Origin of the sequence: Pandoraea commovens (assembly GCF_024704525.1) — a bacterium.
Taxonomy (GTDB): Bacteria; Pseudomonadota; Gammaproteobacteria; order Burkholderiales; family Burkholderiaceae; genus Pandoraea; species Pandoraea commovens.
Genome location: NZ_CP102780.1, coordinates 3657579 through 3676632, shown reverse-complemented (window position 1 = coordinate 3676632; position 19054 = coordinate 3657579). Strand labels below are relative to the sequence as shown.

The 19054-nt window shown below is 63.3% G+C and carries 17 protein-coding genes; 14 read left to right on the top strand and 3 right to left on the bottom strand.

From position 1 onward, the window contains the following. Nucleotides 1–2: 2 nt before the first annotated feature. Nucleotides 3–731, bottom strand: a complete 729-nt coding sequence (gene rph / locus NTU39_RS16765) for a ribonuclease PH (protein ID WP_039397575.1) — start codon at nucleotides 729–731, stop codon at nucleotides 3–5. Nucleotides 732–943: 212 nt separating this feature from the next. Between rph and NTU39_RS16760 the strand changes: the two genes are divergently transcribed. The 4 genes from NTU39_RS16760 to NTU39_RS16745 all read left to right on the top strand — a co-directional run bounded on the left by NTU39_RS16760 (nucleotide 944) and on the right by NTU39_RS16745 (nucleotide 5334). Beyond that, entirely contained in the window at nucleotides 944–1873 is a 930-nt protein-coding gene (locus tag NTU39_RS16760) for a YicC/YloC family endoribonuclease (RefSeq protein ID WP_174984329.1), read from the top strand. Between the two features lie 5 nt (nucleotides 1874–1878). Next, nucleotides 1879–2556 (top strand): guanylate kinase, encoded by a 678-nt coding sequence (gene gmk, locus NTU39_RS16755; RefSeq protein WP_257958097.1) that lies wholly within the window; start codon nucleotides 1879–1881, stop codon nucleotides 2554–2556. Nucleotides 2557–2646: 90 nt separating this feature from the next. Further along, nucleotides 2647–2853 (top strand): DNA-directed RNA polymerase subunit omega, encoded by a 207-nt coding sequence (gene rpoZ, locus NTU39_RS16750; RefSeq protein WP_039397582.1) that lies wholly within the window; start codon nucleotides 2647–2649, stop codon nucleotides 2851–2853. 60 nt (nucleotides 2854–2913) lie between these two features. Continuing rightward, nucleotides 2914–5334: a RelA/SpoT family protein gene (locus NTU39_RS16745; protein WP_257958096.1), complete on the top strand. Its 2421-nt coding sequence runs from the start codon at nucleotides 2914–2916 to the stop codon at nucleotides 5332–5334. A gap of 76 nt (nucleotides 5335–5410) precedes the next feature. On the opposite strand, the gene greB is transcribed toward NTU39_RS16745, so the two are convergent. After that, the gene (gene greB, locus NTU39_RS16740; protein WP_150737301.1) at nucleotides 5411–5971 is read right to left on the bottom strand and encodes a transcription elongation factor GreB; all 561 of its coding nucleotides are present in this window, start codon (nucleotides 5969–5971) and stop codon (nucleotides 5411–5413) included. 220 nt (nucleotides 5972–6191) lie between these two features. On the opposite strand from greB, the gene NTU39_RS16735 reads away from it, so the two are divergent. Beyond that, on the top strand, nucleotides 6192–7091 hold the full coding sequence (locus NTU39_RS16735; protein WP_257958094.1) for a pirin family protein: 900 nt from the start codon (nucleotides 6192–6194) through the stop codon (nucleotides 7089–7091). A gap of 79 nt (nucleotides 7092–7170) precedes the next feature. Here the strand turns inward: NTU39_RS16735 and NTU39_RS16730 are convergent, their stop codons facing one another. Continuing rightward, the gene (locus tag NTU39_RS16730) at nucleotides 7171–9633 is read right to left on the bottom strand and encodes a cation:proton antiporter domain-containing protein (RefSeq protein WP_257958093.1); all 2463 of its coding nucleotides are present in this window, start codon (nucleotides 9631–9633) and stop codon (nucleotides 7171–7173) included. Nucleotides 9634–9746: 113 nt separating this feature from the next. Here NTU39_RS16730 and trxA point away from each other — a divergent pair, with 113 nt between their 5' ends. The 9 genes from trxA (at nucleotide 9747) to kdpC (ending at nucleotide 19034) form a co-directional block, all read left to right on the top strand. Continuing rightward, nucleotides 9747–10598, top strand: a complete 852-nt coding sequence (gene trxA, locus NTU39_RS16725; RefSeq protein WP_150663514.1) for a thioredoxin — start codon at nucleotides 9747–9749, stop codon at nucleotides 10596–10598. Nucleotides 10599–10642: 44 nt separating this feature from the next. Beyond that, complete coding sequence (locus NTU39_RS16720) at nucleotides 10643–11029, top strand: cupin domain-containing protein (RefSeq protein ID WP_150663196.1); 387 nt, start codon at nucleotides 10643–10645, stop codon at nucleotides 11027–11029. Then, nucleotides 11026–11613 carry a P-loop nucleotide/nucleoside kinase family protein gene (locus tag NTU39_RS16715; protein ID WP_257958092.1) on the top strand — a complete coding sequence of 196 codons (588 nt, stop codon included), beginning with the start codon at nucleotides 11026–11028 and terminating at the stop codon, nucleotides 11611–11613. Before NTU39_RS16720 ends, NTU39_RS16715 begins: the two co-directional genes overlap by 4 nt. Nucleotides 11614–11858: 245 nt before the next feature. After that, a complete protein-coding gene (locus NTU39_RS16710; RefSeq protein WP_174984323.1) occupies nucleotides 11859–12893 on the top strand; it encodes an amino acid ABC transporter substrate-binding protein in 1035 nt (344 codons plus the stop codon). 95 nt (nucleotides 12894–12988) lie between these two features. Beyond that, nucleotides 12989–13960, top strand: coding sequence for an amino acid ABC transporter substrate-binding protein (locus NTU39_RS16705; protein ID WP_246184443.1), 972 nt, complete (start codon nucleotides 12989–12991; stop codon nucleotides 13958–13960). A gap of 359 nt (nucleotides 13961–14319) precedes the next feature. Further along, on the top strand, nucleotides 14320–14412 hold the full coding sequence (kdpF, locus tag NTU39_RS16700) for a K(+)-transporting ATPase subunit F (RefSeq protein WP_063389843.1): 93 nt from the start codon (nucleotides 14320–14322) through the stop codon (nucleotides 14410–14412). Further along, nucleotides 14409–16214 (top strand): potassium-transporting ATPase subunit KdpA, encoded by a 1806-nt coding sequence (gene kdpA, locus NTU39_RS16695; RefSeq protein WP_150663193.1) that lies wholly within the window; start codon nucleotides 14409–14411, stop codon nucleotides 16212–16214. Before kdpF ends, kdpA begins: the two co-directional genes overlap by 4 nt. Nucleotides 16215–16242: 28 nt before the next feature. Further along, complete coding sequence (kdpB, locus tag NTU39_RS16690; protein ID WP_373275317.1) at nucleotides 16243–18369, top strand: potassium-transporting ATPase subunit KdpB; 2127 nt, start codon at nucleotides 16243–16245, stop codon at nucleotides 18367–18369. An 80-nt stretch (nucleotides 18370–18449) separates the two neighbouring features. Further along, nucleotides 18450–19034: a potassium-transporting ATPase subunit KdpC gene (gene kdpC, locus NTU39_RS16685; RefSeq protein ID WP_150663192.1), complete on the top strand. Its 585-nt coding sequence runs from the start codon at nucleotides 18450–18452 to the stop codon at nucleotides 19032–19034. Nucleotides 19035–19054: the final 20 nt, after the last annotated feature.

Sequence of the window (19054 nt, the reverse complement as noted above, 5' to 3'; positions counted from 1 at the left end):
CGTCAGACTCCCAACGCGCGCTTCTGCGCGTCGATCAACTGACGGATGCCGGCGTCGGCCAGATCGAGCAACACATTGCTTTGCGCGCGCGTGAACGGTGCGCCTTCGGCCGTGCCTTGAATTTCGACGAAACCGCCTTCGCTCGTCATGATGACGTTCATGTCGGTGTCGCAGGCCGAGTCTTCGACGTAGTTCAGGTCGAGCACGGGCTGTCCCTGGTACAGCCCGACGGAGACGGCCGCCACGTGCGCGCGGATGGGCGACGATTCGAGCTTGCCGTCGGCGATGAGCTTCGAGACGGCGTCATGTGCGGCGACGAATGCGCCGGTGATCGAGGCGCAGCGCGTGCCGCCGTCGGCCTGAATGACGTCGCAGTCGATCTGAATGGTGCGCGGGCCGAACTTCTCAAGGTCGAACACGGCGCGCAGCGAACGGCCGATCAGACGCTGAATTTCCTGCGTGCGTCCGCTTTGCTTGCCGCGTGCGGCTTCGCGGTCGCCACGGGTGTGCGTGGCGCGCGGCAGCATGCCGTACTCGGCGGTGAGCCAGCCCTGGCCCGAATCGCGCAGGAAACCCGGCACTTTCTCTTCGACGCTGGCCGTGCAGATGACCTTGGTCTCGCCGCACTCGATCAGCACGGAGCCTTCGGCGTAGCGGGTGTATTGGCGGGTGATGCGCACGGGGCGCAATGCGTCTTGCGCACGGCCGTCCGGGCGGGTGATTTGCGTCATGGATGAATGTCCTGCGAGGTGAGTTTATGCGGCAATACCCGAATGGTATCGCTAAACGCCAAAAGCTTGGCGGCGCGCACCGGTGTCGTGCGCGGATTCAGGAGCCTTGGGCCGGAAAATGCGATAATCCCGTTTCATCCATTGCATGCGAAACCAGTTGCTGCATCGCCACGCTGAAAAAGTGTCACGGCGCTGTGGTAACGGTCACCCTGATGAAAGACAACAATATCTACAGTATGACCGGCTACGCCAGCGTCACGCGCGACATTGCGCATGCCGATGGAGCCGCAGGCGCGAGCGTGTCGGTCGAATTGCGCACGGTCAATTCGCGCTTCCTCGACCTGGCATTCCGCATGCCCGAAGAAGCGCGTGCGTGCGAGCCGTCGTTGCGTGAATCGCTCACGGCCAAGCTCTCACGCGGCAAGGTCGATATCCGCATCAACGTGCAACGTCCCGAGAGCGGCACCAGCGGTGCGCTCAATCAAGAGGCCGTTAAACAACTCGCCGATCTCGAACAGCAAGTCCTCGTTCATTTCCCCGATGCCGAACGCATGCGCACCGGTGAAATTCTGCGCTGGCCGGGCGTACTTGGCGAAGAGTCGGTAACGGCTGAAGCGCTGCGCGATGCCGTGATCGATGCTGGCCGTGCCGCCATCGGCGACCTCGTCGACGTGCGCCGTCGTGAAGGCGCGCAGCTCAAGGCGAGCCTGATCGAGCGCATCGAGAAGATGGAGACGATTCTCACGGGCCTGCAACCGCTCGTACCGGATCTGATCGCACGACATCAGCAGAAGATCGTCGATCGTCTGCAAGAAGCGCTGGGTGTGGTCGTGCCGGAAGGCTCGACAGCACCGAGCAAGGAAGAAATCGCAGAACGTATTCGTCAGGAAGTGACGATCTATGGTGTGCGCATCGACGTAGCGGAAGAACTCACGCGACTCGACGCTCACCTGAAGGAAACCCGCCACATCCTCGATAAGGGAGGATTGGTCGGCAAACGGCTCGACTTCATGATGCAGGAGCTCAATCGCGAAGCGAATACGCTCGGCTCGAAGGCTGCCTCGAAGGAACTCGCCGATGCGTCGATGGAGCTCAAGCTCTACATCGAGCAGATGCGCGAGCAAGTGCAGAATCTGGAGTAAGTCGCATGTCCCCGCAATCACACGCCCCGCAACCCGCCTTGCATGCCGAGTATCCCGGCAATCTGTTCATGGTGGTCGCCCCCTCGGGCGCGGGCAAGTCCACGCTTGTCAACGCGCTGCTCGCGCAGGATAGCGACGTTCGTCTGTCGATTTCCTGCACGACGCGAGCCCCGCGTGCCAATGAAGAAGAAGGCGTGCACTACGACTTCATCTCGGTCGATCAGTTTCTCGAACGCCGCAAGCGTGGCGAGTTTCTGGAAAGCGCCGAGGTGCACGGCAACTATTACGGCACGTCGCGCGTGTGGATCGAAGAGCAAATGCGCGAAGGCCGTGACGTGCTGCTGGAAATCGACTGGCAGGGTGCGCAGCAGGTGCGCAAGCGCTTTTCGAACGCGGTCGGCATCTTCATTCTGCCGCCGTCTATCGAAGCCCTGGAAGAGCGCCTGAAGAAGCGCGGGACAGACGAGCCGAAGGTCATCGCGCGCCGCTTGCTGGCGGCCGGTGGTGAGATCGCCCACGCGCCGGAAGCGGACTTCATCATCATCAATGACGAATTCCAGCGCGCGCTGGATCAATTGCAATCGGTGTTCACTGCGGTGCGTCTGCGATTCGCTTCGCAGTATGCGCGGCACAAGACGCTGTTCACCGATCTGGATATCCACGCGCCGAACGATCACGAGTAACACCGTCGCATTCGCTGGCAGCGCTCGTGTTTTGCGCGGGCGCGCGCCGGCTGCGATAGAATACGCCTTATATTGAGAAGGAACCTCCTTATGGCCCGAATTACCGTTGAAGATTGCCTGAAACAAATTCCGAATCGCTTCGAGCTCGCACTCGCCGCGACCTACCGCGCCCGCCAACTGGCGCAAGGTCATACGCCGAAGCTCGAGAACAACAAGGACAAGCCGACCGTCGTCGCGCTGCGCGAAATCGCAGCCGGTCAGGTGGGCATCGAGATGCTCAAGAAAGTGCCGCTCTGATCGGGAGACTGCACTGATGCGATGTGACGTTCCGGGCCGCTCGACGAAGCAGGTACATGTATGAGTCATGCGAAATCACCGGCCACGTCCATCGCTGCGGATGAACCCAAAGCGGGGGAGCCCAAGCCCGAGCGCAAGAAGAAAAAGGGCGAGAGCGCCACGCGACAGTACATCGACGCGCTGCTGGAGCAGTCCTATCGGCACCTCTTCGGTCCGACGGCAACGCCCGAGCAGCCGCGCAAGCACGAGGTCGTCTCGATCGCCCGTCTCAAGGGCATGCTTGGGGAGTACCTCAAGGAAAGCGACCTCGCGCAAATCAAAGAAGCCTTCCAGTTCAGCGATGAGGCCCACCTGGGTCAATATCGCCAGAGCGGACAGCCTTACATCACCCATCCCGTTGCTGTAGCCGAGATCTGTGCCGAGTGGAAACTCGACGCGCAGTCGATCATGGCTGCGCTATTGCACGACGTGATGGAAGACCAGGGCGTGACCAAGGCCGAACTCGCTGAGCGATTCGGGCCCAAAGTCGCGGAACTGGTCGACGGCTTGTCGAAACTCGACAAGATGGAGTTCAGCAGCCGGGAAGAAGCGCAAGCCGAAAGCTTCCGCAAGATGCTGCTGGCAATGGCGCGCGACGTTCGCGTCATTCTGGTCAAGCTCGCCGACCGGCTGCACAACATGCGCACGCTGGGCGTGACGTCGACGGAAAAGCAGCGCCGCGTGGCGCGCGAAACGCTCGACATCTATGCGCCGATTGCGCACCGCCTCGGCCTGAACAACACCTATCGCGAACTTCAGGACCTGAGCTTCGCGAATTACCATCCGCGTCGTTACGCTGTGCTCGACAAGGCCGTGAAGGCCGCGCGCGGCAACCGACGCGAGGTGGTCGGCAAGATTCTCGATGCCGTCGAGAAAGCGCTGAAAGACGGCGAAGTCAGTGCCGACGTCTTCGGCCGCGAGAAGACGCTCTTCAGCATCTATACGAAGATGCAGGAAAAGCAGCTGTCGTTCTCGCAAGTGCTGGACGTCTACGGCTTCCGTGTCGTCGTCGAGTCGAACTCGCAGTGTTATCTCGCGCTCGGCGTGCTGCACGCGCTCTACAAGCCCGTACCGGGCAAGTTCAAGGATTACATCGCGATTCCGAAGGTCAACGGCTATCAGTCGTTGCACACGACGCTCGTCGGCCCCTTCGGCACGCCTATCGAATTCCAGATTCGCACGCGCCGCATGCATGAGATTGCGGAAGCGGGCGTGGCCGCGCACTGGCTGTACAAGAACGGCGGCGCGGACATGAACGACGTGCAGAAGCATGCACACCAGTGGCTCCAGTCGCTGCTCGATATTCAGAGCGAGACGGGCGACTCCACCGAATTCCTCGAACACGTCAAGATCGACCTGTTCCCCGACGCCGTCTACGTCTTCACGCCCAAGGCGCGCATCATGGCGCTGCCGCGCGGTGCGACGGCGCTCGACTTCGCCTATTCGGTCCACAGCGATCTGGGCAACCAGTGCGTGGCCGTCAAGATCAACAACGAGTTGCTGCCGCTTCGCACCGAGCTGAAGAACGGCGACATCGTGGAAGTCATCACCGCGCCGTATTCGAAGCCGAACCCCGTGTGGCTCGGCTTCGTGCGTACCGGCAAGGCGCGCTCGGCCATTCGTCATTACCTGAAGACGATGCGCTTCGCCGAGTCTGTGCAGCTTGGCGAGCGTCTGGTCGAGCAGGCGCTCAAGGGTTACGGCCTGACGATGAGCGAGATCTCGCCGGAGATCTGGGACAAGCTCGCGCAGTGGACGGGCAACAAGGATCGTCAGGACATCTTTGCCGACATCGGTCTGGGACGTCGTGTCGCAGCCGTCATGGCCAAGCGCCTCGCGGTGCTGCTGTCGGGCAAGGAAGGCGAGAACGACGACAGCCCGGACGATCCCGATTCACCGCGTACGGGCGACGAGAACGTCGGGCCGCCGGTGCTCATCACGGGCACGGAAGGCATGTCGGTGCAGTTCTCGGCGTGCTGCCGTCCGATTCCGGGCGACGCCATCATGGGCTACATCGGCATCGGGCTGGGCATGGCGATTCACACCACGGACTGCCCGGTCGCGCGCCGTATCCATCGCAAGGACCCGACCCGCTGGATCGATGTGGCGTGGGCGCCGCAACCGGGGCGTCTGTTCGACGTCGGCATCAAGGTGCTGGTGCACCACAATCGTGGCGTATTCTCGCGTGTGGCGGCCGATATCACGGCATCCGACGCGAACATCGTGCACATCGGGATGGACGAAGTGGTGCCGGACGAATCCGCCACGCTACGCTTCCTCATCCAGGTGAGCGACCGCGTGCATCTGGCTAACGTGATGCGCCGCATCCGTGTGAATCCGGACGTCATGCGCGTGGCGCGCGAGCGTCCGAGCGAGCGGCATCAGGACGATGGTCACGCCAATCACGCCATGCGCATTTCGCGCGAACGCGGCAACTACTGATTCTCGCGGTATCGATGAAATGAAAACGCCTCCCTCGGGAGGCGTTTTGCATAGTGTCGAGCGACGCGCGGTGCGCTTACTCGGACGGCGGGTAGCGAACGTCGAGAATCTCGATCTGATCGAGCCCGGCCGGTGTGCGCAATGGTACGGTGTCGCCGATCTTCGATTTGGTAATGGCACGGGCGATGGGCGAGATCCAACTGACGTGCCCACGGTCGAGATCTACTTCGTCGATGCCGACGATCATGATCGTATGCTCGTCTCCCTTGCCGTCTGCATAGGTGACTTCCGCACCGAAAAACACCTGATCGACGTTCTCCTGACGACGCGTGTCCACCACTTCCGCGTTATCCAGACGTTTCGTCAGAAAGCGAATACGCCGGTCGATCTCACGCAGACGTCGTTTGCCGTAGATGTAATCGCCGTTCTCCGAACGGTCGCCGTTGGACGCCGCCCACGACACGATCTTCACCACTTCAGGGCGCTGATTATCGATGAGATCCAGCATCTCATCCTTCAGACGACGGTAGCCTGTGGGCGTAATGTAGTTCTTGGTGCCCGCAGGAATCTCCGGCGCGCCTGCGTCGAGATCGTCATCGTCGTCGCCGTTATCTTCCTTGACGAAGGCCTTGTTCATAAGTCGATGCCCGCGACGCGCACGAGCCAAAAGCGTTACACAATCCCTGCATTATAGGAGCGATGTCGCAAGAACATGTGCGCCACCCCATTTTCGTGGCGATGGCCATCATGCTCAGGTGTCATGGAGCGCGCCCGCAATGTCCTCTACAATCGGGCGTCAGCACCCCACATGAACGCCACACTTCACACGCAAGTGTCGAACGCAGGAGAACCGCGCCATGACCGATTCCACGACTCCCTTCCTCGCCGTGCTCAAGCCGCATCTGAGCGATATCGGCGCATTTACCGTGCAGCGCAGTCTGCCGAGCCTGCCGTTCAAGACCGTCGGGCCGTTCATCTTCTTCGACCACATGGGGCCTGCAACGCTGCCGCCCGGTGTGGGGCTGGACGTGCGTCCGCACCCGCACATCGGGCTGGCGACCGTCACCTATCTGTTCGACGGCGAAATCTGGCACCGCGACAGTCTCGGCAGCGACCAGCGCATCACGCCGGGTGCCGTGAACTGGATGACGGCGGGACGCGGCATCGTGCATTCGGAGCGTTCGCCGGACGACGTGCGCGAGCGTGGCGGTGACGTCCACGGCATTCAGACGTGGGTCGCGTTGCCGCAGGCCGACGAGGAGACCGCGCCGTCGTTTGCGCATCACGAAGCGGCGTCGCTGCCGGACATCTTCCTGCCAGGCGTGCACATGCGTCTGATCCTCGGTGAAGCCTTCGGCGAGAAAGCCCCGGTGAAAGTGTTCTCGCCTATCTTCTATCTCGCGGTCGAAATGGAACCGTGCGCAGCGTTCGTGCTGCCGCCGGAGTATGCCGAGCGCGCCGTCTACACGGTGCAGGGCGAGGTGACGGTGAACGACGAGGCCTTGCCCGAGCATCGGATGGGCGTGCTCGCTCCGGGCGGGGACGTGCGCATCGTGGCGGGTGATCGACCTGCACGACTGATGCTGCTGGGTGGTGCACCGCTCGACGGCGAGCGCTTCATCTTCTGGAACTTCGTGTCGTCGAGCCGTGAGCGTATCGAGCAGGCGAAGGCCGCCTGGACAGCGCAGGAAATGGGCAAGGTGCCCGGTGAGACGGAATGGATTCCGTTGCCGGAGCGCAAGCCATCGGCGAGCTGAGTTTCGTCGCAGTAAGCACGAAAAACGCCTGTTGACGGCCTGCCGCAACAGGCGTTTTTCATTGGCGTGCCCTGAGACGTCAAGCGCTCAGCACGATCACGGAACAGCGTCGTTCTTCCAGCAAACGATGGGAGACGGCACCGAAGTTGAGACGGTCGCCGAAACGCGGTTGCACGCCGAGCACGAGCAGGTTGTGTTTGCCGTGGTGGATCTGATGCAGGATGGCGTCGTCGACCTTGCCGCCTGCAAGCAGACGCGTGCGGAGCTTCACGCCGTTGCGCTTGGCCAGCGAGTGCAGGTTCTCCAGCATGGCGGCTTCGGCAGCGTCTGGACGTAGTACGCGTGGACGCCAGCGGCGGTGCAGCATGCCCGGAGCCACACGCGCCGAGACATGCAACGCGGTGACCGACGCCTTCGCCGCGCGCGCGAGTGTGATCGCCAGTTCGGCCGCATGCCGCGAATAGTCGGTGCCCGAGACTGGCACGAGGATGTTGAGCGGTGCGTCAGGCTGGCGCGCGTGGTCGCCATGCGCGAGCACGATGGCGATGGCACCGTCGAACGCCTTGGTCAGCGGCAGCACGCCTGTGGGCAGGGGGAGCGGGGGGACGTCCGAGTCCGACTCTTTGCCCGGCGCGTCGAATCCGGCGATGACGAAACCGTAGCCCTTGGCGATTTCGTCGGAGATGCGGACCGCTTCGTCGCTGCTTTCCGGCTGCGCTGCCTCCTGTTCGCGTGCGGTGTCGGACGGATCGTCAGCGACGAATTCGCCTTCCTCCTTCGCCTCGCTCACGCGCTTGTCGTCATGTGCTTCGCCGACAGGTTCATGCTTCGGGGCGGCTTTGGAGGACGTTTCGTCGGTCGGAGTTTCGGCGTCGCCTTCCTTGACAGGACCGTGCGGCAGTTCCGGCGTTTTCTGCGGCGCTTTGCCCGTGCGCTCGCGCAGCACCAGGCGCGCGGCCTCACGCTCCTTCTCGCCCGGCTTGACGGGCTTGTCGTCTTCCACGCCCGGCGTACCCGGGGCGCGACTCACCGAATGCGTGGCGGCGGCAAGGGCGATCTCATAGGCGTCGAGCCCAGCGCATTCGCCCGCGTCGACGGCGGCGCTGTCATCGCCCGAAGCAGGCGCGGGGGCGAGCACCGTCGTCAGTGTGCCGCGCACACCGGCCGTCAGCCCGGCGATCCACGCGGCGAAGCGTCCGTTGGCGCTGCCGTCGACCGCCGTCAGAATGCGCTCGACGTTCGGCAGGAAGTCCTTCTCCTCGGCGGCTTCCTTTTCAAGGCGAGCCTTCTCTTCTGCAGACAGCGGAATGCGCACGAGCGCCCGGCGCAGCACCGGCGGCATGATGAGCGTGGTGATGAGCGCCATGATGACGATCATGGTGAACAGGTCCTTGCTCAATACACCCAGCGACAACCCGATGCTCGCGACGATGATCTCGGTCGAGCCGCGCGCGTTCATGCCGGTGGCCAGCGCAAGCGCTTCCGCTGAGGACATGCCACCCAGACGTCCGCCGATAAAGCATCCCGTGAACTTGCCGATGCTCGCGATCAGGATCAGTCCGGCCACCAACCCAAGCATTCGCCAGTCGAGCAGAATCGTCAGGTCTACCGACAGGCCCGCCACGCCGAAGAACACGGGCGCAAAGAGGGCGACGATCAGCCCACGCAACTGCGCTTCGATCTGTTCGCTGAGAATGGGCGACTGCCCGATCATGACCCCTGCCATGAATGCCCCCAGCGCTGTGTGCACGCCGAGTTTGTCGGTCGCGAGCGCCAGCACGAACGTGATGACGAGAATCGCGCTGAGCACCGGCATCTCCACGGTGAAGCGGTCGTTCGTCCAGCGAATGGCCACGGCCACGGCGCGCTTGCCGACGGTAAAGCACAGCACGATGAACAGCAGCGTGCCGCCGAGGCTGAACGTCAGATGGCCGAGATCGACCGAACCGCTGGCGCCCAGGCCTGCGATGGCGGCGATGATGATCCAGCCGGTGGTGTCGTCGAGAATGGCCGCGGCGAGGATGATCTGACCGATGTTGCGTCGCAGATAGTCGACTTCGCGAATGACCATCGCCACGACCTTGACGGACGAAATCGACAGCGCCGTGCCGAGAAATAGCGATGTGACGAGCCGCGCTTCCGGATGCGGCAGCAGATTGTCGGGCAGATGCCACCCGAGCGCGAAACCGCAGGCGAATGGAATCAGCATGCCGCCCGCCGACGCGAAGATGGCCATACGCTTCATGCGTCGCACGAGCCCCAGATCCGTCTCCAGCCCCGTGGACAGCAAGAGCAGCAGCACGCCCAGCTCGGAGACGGCGTCGAGCATCTTTTTTTGCGCTTCGTTGTCGGGAAAGACGGCGTTTTGCCAGGCGGGCATCAGCGCGCCGAAGATGGACGGGCCGAGCAGCACCCCTGCGAGCAACTGGCCCATGACGGCCGGCTGACGCAGCCGTTGCATGACCTCGCCGAGCAGTCGGCCGACGAGTACCAGCAAGAGAAGTTGAGTAAAGAAGATTGCCGTGCCGTGGCCTGCGTGCATGTGCCTCCCTGCCCGTCGTTGGACTTTGCGATTACCATGCTTCAAGCTGGCGGCTGTTTTCTATGAGTAACGGCCGCTATTTACGCAATTTACCACGCTCGATAGAACCCATGATCGATACCAATCTCGCCAGTTTCGACACCGACGTACTGGCCGTCTCGCATCAGGTCCCCGTGCTGGCCGACTTCTGGGCCCCGTGGTGCGGCCCCTGCAACACGCTTGGGCCGATGCTCGAAAAGCTGGAGGCCGAAGCGCAGGGGCGCATCCGCCTCGTCAAGATCAATGCCGATGAAAACGCGCAACTGTGCGCGGAGTATGGCGTGCGCAGTCTGCCGACCGTCGTCGCGTTCGTCGATGGCGAGCCGGTCGATCAGTTCGTGGGCGCGTTGCCGGAAGGGCAGTTGCGCGCCTTCATCGACCGCATCGTGCCGAATCCGGCGGACATGGCGCGCAACGTGGCGCGCAAGGCGCTCGCAGAAGGTCAGCCGACGGTGGCGCGCGATGCGCTTCAGGCCGCACTGGCGCTCGACCCGGCGCATGACGAAGTCCGTCTCGATCTGGTGGATGTTTTGCTCGGCATGGGTGACATCGATGCAGCACGTACTGAGCTGACATTGCTCTCGCCGCGCACCGCCGCGAGTGGCGACGCCCGTATTGCAGCCCTCAACACGCGTATTGCTGCCGCCGAGCAGGCCAGCCAACTGCCACCGGCCTCGGAATTGATCGCGCGCGTGGACGCCGAACCGGCCAATCTTCAGGCGCGTCTGGATCTGGCCAATCGTTATCTCGCGGATCGGGCTTACGAACCGGCATTGCAGACGTTGCTCGATATCGTGCAGCGTGACCGCTCGTTTGGCGACGACGCCGGACGCAAGTCGATGCTTGCGATCTTCGAAGCACTCGCCGAGACCGATCCGGCGACGGTGGCAACGTGGCGTCGCAAGCTGAGCGCGGCGCTGAACTGAGCGACGTCCCGACGTCCCATAGCTCTCTAAACTCTTCGACGCATATGACATCTCCCACATCTCCCGCGCTCATTACGTTCGCCCCCGATCAGGCGGGCGAAGCCATCTTCGATCATCCCGCCGAGGCGCGCCGTGTGAGCGGCAATCCGCAGCGCATGACGCGCCCGTTCTACACCGACGCACTGGGTGAGTTCGATTGTGGCGAATGGACTTGCGAACCCGGCGCGTGGCGCATCGCCTTCGGTGCGCATCGTCAGGAATACTTCTCGGTGATTGAGGGACGTATCCGCATCAGCGATCTCGATGGCAACGCGTCGGAGTTCGGGCCGGGCGACGCCTGCGTGATTCCGGCCGGGTTCGAAGGCGTGTTCGAAGTCATCGAACCGGTGCGCAAGCACTTCGTGATGTTCGAGCGCAAGGCGGCCGCATGACACGTCTGATCTTTTTCTGCGGCCACGCCGGGGCAGGGAAGACCACGCTGGCCAAGCGTCTGATACGTCCGCTGATTGCGCGCAGTGGTGAGGCTTTTTGTCTGCTCGACAAGGACACGCTGTATGGGGCGTACAGCGCGTCGGTGATGGGCGCGCTGACCGGCAACCCCAACGACCGCGACAGCCCGCTCTATTTGCAGACGTTACGCGAGCCGGAGTACGCAGGGCTGCTGGAGACGGCGCGCGAGAACCTGCGTCTGGGCGTGAACGTGCTGGTGGTCGGTCCGCTCTCGCGTGAGTTGCGCGAAGGCCTGCTGTTCGACCGGGCGTGGCTGGACGTCGACGACGACGTGGGCGTTCACGTGGTCTGGGTGGATCTCGACGAAGCACACGCGCGCGAGCGCATCGAGAGCCGGGGCAATCCGAACGACGCCTACAAGCTGGCGCATTGGGACGAGTATCGCGTGCGTCGCTTCTTGCCCCCTGCGGCGGCATTTCCGGGGCTCGTGCGCTTCGATAACACCGCACCGACGCCGGACGACGACGAGCAACTGTTGCAGACGTTGCTGGCGCATACGCGCTAAGGCCACCGTAGAAGGGAAAATCGCAGCGAAGGGAATAATCCGAAAGGGCTGGTGTCGCCGCTCGTTTCGCCGGTGGCCATCGCTAAGGTGTGGGCATTTTCCCTCTTGGCGTTGCGTCGACCATGTCCCTTCTATCCGCTCTATCCCTTCTGTCCCTTCTGTCCCTTCTGTCCCGCATCTCTGCGTGTGTTCGCCGCCGGTCTGGCCGCTTCATTGGCCGCTTCATTGGCATCTTCACGGCCACCATGCTCGCGTCACCCAATGCGACGCTCGCCGCCGAGCCGCCCATGGCGGGCATGCCGCGCCTGAGTACGGTGGCTGCGTCCGCGCAAGCGCCTGCATTCCCTCCCGACACCTCGTTCGCGCCGACGCCAGCCATCGCCGATACGCCGACAACGGCGCGTATTCGCGAGCGCGGACGCATTCTGCTCGGCTATCGGCAAACCGCCGTGCCGTTCTCCTATGTCGACGCTGACGATCAGCCGATGGGACTGGCGTGGGCGCTGTGCCAACGGGTCGTGACCGCGCTGCAACAGGAAATGGCGATGCCGGAACTGCGCGTCACGCCGGTGCGGGTGATCGAACAGATGCGCGCGCCGATGGTGAAGGGGGATGCCATCGATATCGACTGCGCGCCATCGACGGTCACGGCATCGCGTGGGCAGCAGGTGGCCTTCAGCTTGCCTTATTACGCGGCGAACGTCCGGTTGATGGTCAGGAAGGGCACGGGCGTCGCGTCGATCGACGATTTGCGGGGCCTGCGCCTGGCGGTGGTGCAGGGAACGACTGCGGAGCGCCTTGTGAGGGCGCAGCACGCCCGCGCAGGATTTCAGCTTCTGATGGCGCGCGACTACGATGAGGCGTTTCGCATGCTGAAGGAGCGCCGCGCGCAGGCGTTGGCGCTGGACGATGTGCTCCTGGAAGGCTTGCGCGCCACCAGCAAGACACCGGATGCGTACCGGATCGTCGGGGCACCCCTCACCACGCAGCCCGAGTATTACGCGCTGGTACTGCCCAAGGACGACCCTGAGTTCAAGGCGCGTGTCGACGCGGCCCTGACGGCGATTTTTCGGAGTGGTGAAATGGCGCAACTCCAGCGGCAATGGTTTCAGGCCGTCATACCGCCGTACGGGCATCGTCTGGCGGTCGAACCGTCGCCGCAAACCCTGACCCTTTGGGAGACTGGCGGGCATCCCGGCAAGGATCAGGAGGCGTCTGCGGCATCCCCGACATCCCCGACATCCCCGACATCCCCGACATCCCCGGCATCAGGCAGTTGATCGTCCGTGCATAAGCTAATGACAAAGGTTTCTTTGCGCTGCGTGATGCAAATCTGTAACTTCCTATCATGCTGTTAATTCGATAGGAATTTGCTGTGAACGGTTTCAAGAAGGTCGACTGGAAAATCGCTGCCGGACGCGTCGCGCTCGGTCTGTCCGTGTGGTTCGCCGCTCAGGCGGGTATTTCGACGGCGACGGCCGCGCCCGCCAGGACCGAGGCGGTTGTCGCGTTGCCGAAGGTCAACGGTGATCTCACCGGCACGCTCAAGAAGATCCGCGATACCGGCGTCATCACGCTGGGGTATCGCGAAGCGGCCATTCCGTTCTCGTACGTGAACGACAAGGGCAGGCCGGTCGGCTACACGATGGACCTCTGCTACGCAGTGGTAGACGCCGTCAAGACCGCCCTCAATCTGCCGAATCTGCGCGTGCGTGAAATGTCCATCACGCCGCAGAACCGTATTCCGCTGGTGAAGAACGGCACGGTCGATCTCGATTGCGCCCCGAACACCATTACGCCGGAGCGCGCCGAGCAGGTCGGTTTCAGCAATCCGTACTACGTCTCCGAAGTGCGCCTTCTGGTCAACAAGAAGGACAACATTCACGGGCTGGACGACCTGAAGGGGCAGAACCTCGTGGCGTCGGCCGGTTCGACCGGTGAGCGTCTGGCGCGCATGCAGGCGGAGAAGATCGGCTACCGCGTGATTCCGGCGCGCGATCACGGTGAATCGATGGTGACGCTCGAAACCGGTCGCGCCAAGGCGTTTGCACTGGACGACGTGTTGCTTGCGGGCTTCCGCGCGAATGCTCGGGACCCGGAGTCGTTCGCCATCGTCGGCGCACCGCTGGAGACGGAACTCAACGCCCTGATGCTGCCGCGCGACGATCCGCAGTTCAAGCGCTTCGTGGATACGACGCTGGCGCATGTGTACAGCTCGGGCGACATCCGCCGTATTCAACGCAAGTGGTTCCAGCAGCCGATTCCGCCGCGCAACGTCAACCTGAACCTCGAACCGAGCAAGGAAGTCGTGGAAGTCTGGCGTAAAGGCTCGCAGGTGACCGAGTGATGTGCGTCTGACGAACGTCTGATACGCGCGCGGCGAGAAACGCCGCCGCGCCTTAGCCAGCAAGGCCCCGAAGCCCGCCGATAGCGATATCGGCGGGCTTCGTCGTTTACACAATTCGGGCCTGTGTTTTACACGTTGTTTACACCCCCTTTACCCCTTTTGTCCCCGTCTTTACGCGCCCCTACGTATCGTTCAGGGCACGGCTGGCATGCGCATGCGAGGGCGCGTCGCGCCCGTGGCGTGCCAGCCGCCACACGATAGGGAGTTGTCATGGACTGGTTATATCTCGGCGTGATCGCGGTGTTCGTTGCCACGACCGTCGGCTTTGTCGCGTTTTGCGCGTCGGTAGGGGGGCAGCAATGACAGCTATGTACTGGCTGAGCGGCGGACTCACGCTCGCGCTGCTCGCTTATCTCGTCTACGCGCTGTTCAAGCCGGAGGACCTAGCATGACACTCAATGCCTGGATCCAGCTCGGCGTTTTCCTCGTCGTGCTACTGGTGCTGGCGCGCCCGCTCGGTCGTTTCATGGCCGACGTGCTTGCCGGTGAATCCCGCGTGAACCGCTGGTTCGCGCCTGTCGAACGCGGTCTTTATCGTCTGTGCGGGATTCGTCCCGAACAGGAGATGCACTGGCGCACCTACGCGTTCGCGCTGATCGGCTTCAACGCCGTGGGCGCGTTCGCCGTCTACGCGCTGCAACGCTGGCAAGTCTGGCTGCCGCTGAACCCGCAAGCGTTCGGTAACGTCACGTCGGACTCGTCGATGAATACGGCCGTCAGCTTCGTGGCGAATACGAACTGGCAGGGCTACGCGGGTGAATCGACGATGAGCTATCTGACGCAGATGCTCGGTCTGGCCGTGCAGAACTTCCTGTCGGCCGCCACCGGTATCGCAGTCGTGGTCGCGCTCATTCGCGGCTTCGCCCGTCACACGGCGCAGACGATCGGCAACTTCTGGGTCGACATGACCCGCATCACGCTCTACGTTCTCGTGCCGCTGTCGGTGGTGCTCGCCGCTGCGTTCATGAGTCAGGGCGTGATTCAGAACTTCGATGCCTATAAGGACGTGACCACGCTGCAAGTCACGCACTACGACAATCCGGTCCTCGGCCCGGACGGTCAGCCGAAGATCGACGCCGCCGGCAAGCCGGTCACGACGCCCGCGCAGACGCAAACGCAAACGCTCGCCATGGGCCCGGTCGCTTCGCAGGAAGCGATCAAGATGCTCGGCACGAACGGTGGCGGCTTCTTCAACGCGAACTCGGCGCATCCGTACGAGAACCCGACGCCGCTGTCGAACTTCCTGCAAATCCTGGCGATCTTCCTGATCCCGGCGGCGCTGTGCCACACGTTCGGACGCATGGTCGGAGACCGTCGTCAGGGCATCGCGATTCTGGCGGCCATGACGATTGCATTCTCGATTGCGGCAGTGGCGACCGTGTCCGCAGAACAGGCGGGCAATCCGATCCTCACCACGCTCGGCGTCGACCAGCAGGTCAGCGCTACGCAGTCGGGCGGCAACATGGAAGGCAAGGAAACGCGCTTCGGCATCGTCTCGTCGGGCATCTTCGCGACGGTCACGACAGCGGCGTCGTGCGGTGCAGTCAACGCGATGCACGACTCGCTCACACCGCTTGGCGGCATGGTGCCGATGTTGCTGATGCAGTTAGGCGAAGTGATCTTCGGCGGCGTCGGTTCGGGCCTGTACGGCATGCTCGTCTTCGCCATGCTCGCGGTGTTCGTGGCGGGGCTGATGATCGGCCGCACGCCGGAATACCTGGGCAAGAAGATCGAAGCGTACGAGATGAAGATGGTCGCAGTGGCCGTGCTCATGACGCCGCTGCTGGTGCTGCTCGGGACTGCGCTCGCAGTGCTGGTCGCGGCCGGACAGGCGGGTGTACTGAACCCTGCGACACACGGCTTCTCGGAAATTCTCTACGCCTACAGCTCGGCCGCGAACAACAACGGCAGCGCATTTGCGGGTCTGTCGGCAAACACGCCGTTCTACAACACAACGCTGGGTATCGCGATGTGGTTCGGCCGCTTCTGGGTGATCGTGCCGGTGCTGGCGATTGCCGGTGCGCTGGCGCGCAAGAAGCGTATTGCCGCGACGTCGGGCACGTTGCCTACGCATGGTCCGCTGTTTGTCGTGCTGCTGCTCGGCACGGTGCTGTTGGTGGGCGCGCTCACCTACGTACCGGCGCTTGCACTCGGTCCGGTCGCCGAACATCTGGCGATGATCGGTGCGCATTGAACAATGAAATGAGGCATTCGAGGCTCTCATGAATCAACCCTCAAGTAATACCGCCACCCGGCAGATGGGCGAAGGGCATACATCGGCGACCAAGTCGATGTTTGACCCCGCCATCGTCAAACCGGCCATCGTGGACTCGTTCCGCAAGTTGCACCCGATCACGCAGGCCAAGAACCCGGTGATGTTCGTGGTGTACGTCGGCAGTCTGCTCACGACCGTGCTGTTCGGCATGGCCGTGGCAGGCCATGCCGAGGCGAGCGCGCCCTTCATCCTCGCGATCACGCTGTGGCTGTGGTTCACTGTGCTCTTCGCGAACTTTGCCGAAGCACTGGCCGAAGGCCGTAGTAAGGCGCAGGCTGCTTCGCTGCGTCAGGCCAAGAAGAACGTGCCCGCCAAGCAGTTGCGCTCGGCACGTCGTGACGCAGAGTGTCTGGTGATCGACAGTGCCAGCCTGCGTCGTGGCGACTTTGTGCTGGTCGAAGCGGGCGATGTCATTCCGGCCGACGGCGAAGTCGTGGAAGGGGTGGCGTTCGTCGACGAATCGGCCATCACGGGCGAATCCGCGCCGGTGATCCGCGAGTCGGGCGGCGACTTCTCGGCCGTGACCGGTGGCACGCGTGTGCTCTCGGACTGGGTCATCATGAAGGTGACCGTCAATCCGGGCGAAGCGTTTCTCGATCGCATGATCGCGATGGTGGAAGGCGCAAAGCGTCAGAAGACGCCGAACGAAATCGCCCTGACGATTCTGCTCGTTGCGCTCACGCTGGTGCTGCTGCTCGCCACGGCCACGCTGCTGCCGTACTCGATCTACAGCGTGTTCGTCACGCATGCCGGGAATCCGGTCACGATCACGGTGCTCGTCGCGCTGCTGGTGTGTCTGATTCCGACGACCATCGGCGGCCTGCTCTCGGCCATCGGCGTGGCAGGCATGAGCCGCATGATGCAGGCGAACGTGATCGCGACGTCGGGCCGCGCGGTGGAAGCCGCAGGCGACGTGGACGTGCTGCTGCTCGACAAGACCGGCACGATCACGCTGGGCAATCGTCAAGCGTCGCAGTTCGTGCCCGCGCCGGGCGTGGACGAGCGTACGCTGGCCGACGCCGCGCAACTCGCGTCGCTGGCCGACGAAACGCCGGAAGGCCGCAGTATCGCGGTGCTCGCCAAGCAACGCTTCAATTTGCGCGAGCGTGAAATGAGCGGTCTGAATGCACTGTTCATTCCGTTCACGGCACAAACGCGCATGAGCGGTGTGGATCTGACCGACAAGCAGATTCGCAAGGGCGCAGCCGATGCCGTCAAGCGTTATGTGGAATCGGCCGGTGGCGTGTGGCCGGTGGCGCTCGCGACGGCGGTCGACGAGATCGCGCGCCGTGGCAGCACGCCGCTGGTGGTGGCCGAGCAGGACGCGAACGGCGCGCGTGCGCTGGGCGTGATCGAGTTGAAGGACGTGGTCAAGGGCGGCATCAAGGAACGATTCGCCGAACTGCGTCAGATGGGGATCACCACGCTGATGGTCACGGGCGACAACCGTCTGACGGCCGCCGCGATTGCCGCAGAAGCGGGGGTGGACGACTTCCTCGCAGAAGCCACGCCTGAGGAAAAGCTCGCGACGATTCGCAAGTATCAGGCCGAAGGCAAGCTCGTGGCGATGACGGGCGACGGCACCAACGACGCCCCGGCGCTCGCGCAGGCCGACGTCGCCGTCGCGATGAACTCGGGCACGCAAGCCGCGAAGGAAGCGGGCAACATGGTCGACCTCGATTCGAACCCGACCAAGTTGATCGAGATCGTCGAGATCGGCAAGCAGATGCTGATGACGCGCGGCAGCCTCACCACGTTCTCGATTGCGAACGATGTGGCGAAGTACTTCGCCATCATTCCGGCCGCATTCGCCACCACGTATCCGCAGCTCGATGCGTTGAACGTCATGCGTCTGGCAAGCCCGTCATCGGCCATTTTGTCGGCGGTGATCTTCAACGCGCTGATCATCGTGGTGCTGATTCCGCTCGCATTGAAGGGCGTGAAGTATCGCCCGCTCGGGGCCGCGACGCTGCTGCGTCGCAACCTCTTCGTCTACGGTCTGGGCGGGATTCTGGTGCCGTTTGTCGGTATCAAGGTCATCGACATGATCATCGCCGCGATGGGCTGGGCCTGATCGCGACGGCTTCCGGGCGCGGCGGCAGCAGTTGCCGTGCGCCCGGGGCCACATTGCTGAAACTCTAAGGAACAGACGTCATGAAAACCCTCTTGCGCCCGATGTTGAGCCTGTTTGTGGTGCTCTCGGTCATCACGGGGCTGGTGTATCCGCTGGTCGTGACCGGCATCGGCCGCGCGGCGTTCTCGCGCGAAGCGGCCGGTAGCCTGATTTATAAGGACGGAAAGGCCGTCGGGTCGTCGCTGATCGGTCAGAACTTCGACGAACCGAAGTACTTCTGGGGCCGTCTGTCGGCCACCTCGCCGAATCCGAACAACGCCACGGCGTCGGGCGGCACGAACTTCGGTCCCCTCAACCCGGCGCTCACGGATGCCGTGAAGGCGCGCATCGCCGCGCTGCGCGACGCCGACCCGAGCGCGCAACTGCCCGTGCCTGCCGATCTGGTGACGGCGTCGGGCAGCGGGCTTGACCCGGAAATCAGCCCGGCGGCGGCCGACTATCAGGTCACGCGCGTGGCCAAGGCCCGCGGGCTGACGCCGGATGTGGTGCGCGATGTGATCGCACGTAACACGCAAGGCCGTCAGTGGGGAATTTTCGGAGAACCCCGGGTGAATGTTCTGAAGCTCAACCTGGCATTGGACGGGTTGGCACGCGGCGCTGTCTGAAAGGCGCAGCCGCAGGCGGG